4 protein-coding genes are annotated in these 2,873 nt (G+C 69.8%); all 4 read left to right on the top strand.

The genetic code is table 11. The annotated features are described in order from the left end of the window. A partial coding sequence (locus HMPREF1138_RS01110; protein WP_009055502.1) for a DAK2 domain-containing protein occupies window positions 1–169 on the top strand: 169 nt, incomplete at its 5' end. Further along, window positions 166–903, top strand: coding sequence for a dihydroxyacetone kinase phosphoryl donor subunit DhaM (dhaM, locus tag HMPREF1138_RS01105; RefSeq protein WP_009055499.1), 738 nt, complete (start codon window positions 166–168; stop codon window positions 901–903). The genes HMPREF1138_RS01110 and dhaM, both read left to right, overlap by 4 nt. Window positions 904–920: 17 nt before the next feature. Beyond that, window positions 921–1,391: a nucleoside-diphosphate kinase gene (gene ndk, locus HMPREF1138_RS01100; RefSeq protein ID WP_009055505.1), complete on the top strand. Its 471-nt coding sequence runs from the start codon at window positions 921–923 to the stop codon at window positions 1,389–1,391. Between the two features lie 20 nt (window positions 1,392–1,411). Continuing rightward, the coding region (locus HMPREF1138_RS01095; protein ID WP_009055503.1) for a chromosome segregation SMC family protein at window positions 1,412–2,873 on the top strand (1,462 nt) is incomplete at its 3' end.

The raw sequence follows: 2,873 nt of genomic DNA, 5'->3' as shown, positions 1-2,873 counted from the left end.
GACGGCAGCCGAGGCCGGGGCGGCCGCAACGAAGCCCCTGCGCGCCACGAAGGGACGCGCCTCCTACCTGGGCGAACGCTCCATCGGACACCTGGACCCCGGGGCGGTCTCGACCTCCCTCATCCTGCGTGCCGCCGCGCGCGCAGCTGGCGAGGCGGGCGCGGCATGAGCGTGCGTGTTTCCTTCGTCATCGTCTCCCACTCGGCCTCCCTGGCCGTCGGCGTGTGCGAACTCGCCGCACAGATGGCCCCCGACGTGCCCTTCACAGCCGCCGGCGGAACCGACGACGGTCGCATCGGCACCTCTTACGACCGCGTGGAGGCGGCCCTGGAGGCCGCGCTCGGCGCGGTCGAGGGGGAGGGCAGCGGCGTTGTCGTACTCACCGACCTCGGATCGGCCACGATGACCGTCGAATCCGTCATCGACATGAGCGACGAGCCCGAGCGCGTGCGCTTCGTGGACACCGCCCTCGTCGAGGGCGCCGTCGCAGCCTCCGTGCGCGCCCAACTCGGCGACAGCCTCAGCCAGGTCGCCGAAGTCGCTGCCTCCGTGGCCCCGCGCATCGAGGCCATCCCTGCCCCGGAGGCGCCCAAGGACCCCGTGCCCCTCATCAGCGGGGACTCGGGACAGGTCCCGGCCTCGTCGCTGTGGGCGTCCGCGGACGCCGTCGTCGCAGACCCCGTGGGCCTGCACGCGCGGCCGGCGGCCGCCTTCGTGCGACTGGCCGGCACCTTCGACGCGGAGGTGAGCGTCAACGGGGCGGACGGCGGGTCCGTGCTCGACCTCATGGCTCTGGGTGTCGCGCAGGGCGACACGGTCCATATCGAAGCAAATGGGGCCGACGCCACAGCTGCTGTTGCTGCCTTGGCGGATATGCTTGAAAGCGCTAACGCACCACTGTGACAATCAAAGGAGACAACGTGAGCGCTAAGAGTGTTCTGCTGGAGCCCCAGCACCTTCTCGACCCCGACCTCGAGCACACCCTCATCGTCGTGAAGCCCGACGGCTACGCGCGCGGCCTGACCGGCGAGATCCTGCGCCGCATCGAGGCAAAGGGCTACACGATCAAGGGCCTGAAGCTCATGGTCGCCTCCCGCGAGCTGCTCGCCGAGCACTACGCCGACCATAAGGACAAGCCCTTCTTCGAGGGACTCCTGGAGTTCATGAGCTCCGGCCCCGTCGTCGCCATGATCGTCGAGGGCCAGCGCGTCGTCGAGGGCATGCGCGTCCTCATGGGGTCTACCGACCCGACGACCGCCCCCGCTGGCACGATCCGCGGAGACCTGGGCCGCGCCTGGAACAGCCCCCACATGGAGAACCTGATCCACGGCTCGGACTCCGTGGATAACGCAAAGCGCGAAATCTCCCTGTGGTTCCCGGAGATTTACTGAGGGGCCGGTAACCTGCAAGGGTGCACCTCAAGAACCTGACGCTGCGGGGCTTTAAGTCCTTCGCCAGTGCGACCACGCTTGCCCTCGAGCCGGGCATCACGTGCGTCGTCGGCCCCAACGGGTCGGGTAAATCGAACGTCGTCGACGCGCTCGCCTGGGTGATGGGCGAGCAGGGGGCACGCGCGCTGCGCGGCTCGAACATGGCGGACGTTATCTTCGCGGGGACATCTGGGCGCGCGGCGTTGGGGCGCGCCCAGGTGGACCTGACGATCGACAACACCGACGGGCTGCTCGACATTGAGTACTCGGAGGTCACGATCAGCCGCACCCTGTTCCGCGGGGGCGGCTCGGAGTACTCCATCAATGGTTCGCCCGTGCGTCTCCTGGACGTCCAGGAGCTCCTGTCGGACACGGGTATGGGCCGCCAGATGCACGTGATCGTTGGCCAGGGCCAGCTCGACGCGATCCTGTCCTCCACCCCCGAGGAGCGCCGCGGTTTCATCGAAGAGGCCGCGGGCGTCCTCAAGCATCGGCGCCGCAAGGAACGGGCGCTCAAGAAGCTGTCGGACATGGACGCGAACCTCGTGCGCGTCCTGGACCTGACGAACGAGATTCACCGCCAGCTGGGGCCCCTGGCCCGCCAGGCGCGCGTTGCCAGGCGCGCCTCCCTCATTCAGGCGCGCGTGCGCGACGCGAAGGCCCGCCTGCTCGCGGACGATCTGGCGTCTGCGCTTTCCAAGCTGTCGGTGCTCGAGGCCTCGGACGAGTCGGCGGCCGAGCGCCGGGCGTCGCTCGAGGAGCAGATAGCCGCCGCGCGCTCCGAGCTTGCGCGCCTGGAGGATGCTGAACGTGCGTCCTCGCCGGTGCTCGATCAGGCGTCTGCCGACTGGCAGTCGCTGACCACGATCACCGAGCGCCTGCGCGGCACGCTGATGGCCGCGAGCCAGAAGGTTTCCCTGCGCGCGACCCCCGAGCTGCCTCCTGGCGGCGAGGATCCCGACGTGCTCGACGAGCGCGCCCGCGTCGCCGGTGCCGAGGATGCAGCGTTGGTCGCTCAGGTCGAAGAGGCGCGCTCTGCCCTGACGTCCGTGACTCGCGCGCGCGAGGCAGCAGAAGACGCCGACGATTCCGCGTCCCGCGAGTTGGCCCGCGTCAACCGCGTCATCGCCGACCACCGTGAGAAGGTCGCCCGTCTCACGGGTGACGCCACCACCGCCGCGTCTCGCCTGGAGGCAGCGATCGCCGAGGCTGACCGTGCCTGGGGTGCATACCGCGCGGCTCAGGAGCGCGCCGAGGCCGCCGAGAAGGCCGTGCCTGGATCCGGTCGTTTGTCCGGCTCTACGGACGAGGCTGGGGTGTCCTCTTCCGGGAAGGCGCAGGCTGACAGCGCGTTCGATAAAGCTGCCGATGGTCCTGAATCTGGTGGGGGAGCTGCCCGCGCACACGCCGAGGCCTCGGCCAGACGCGACGCCGCGCGCGCCC

The organism is Actinomyces sp. ICM58 (genome assembly GCF_000283035.1).
Classification (GTDB): Bacteria; Actinomycetota; Actinomycetes; order Actinomycetales; family Actinomycetaceae; genus Pauljensenia.
This window is presented reverse-complemented; position numbering and strand designations above follow the sequence as displayed.

Coding starts and splice junctions, on each gene's coding strand:
- dhaM (WP_009055499.1), top strand. CDS start 166: ATGAGCGTGCGTGTTTCCTTCGTCATCGTCTCCCACTCGGCCTCCCTG.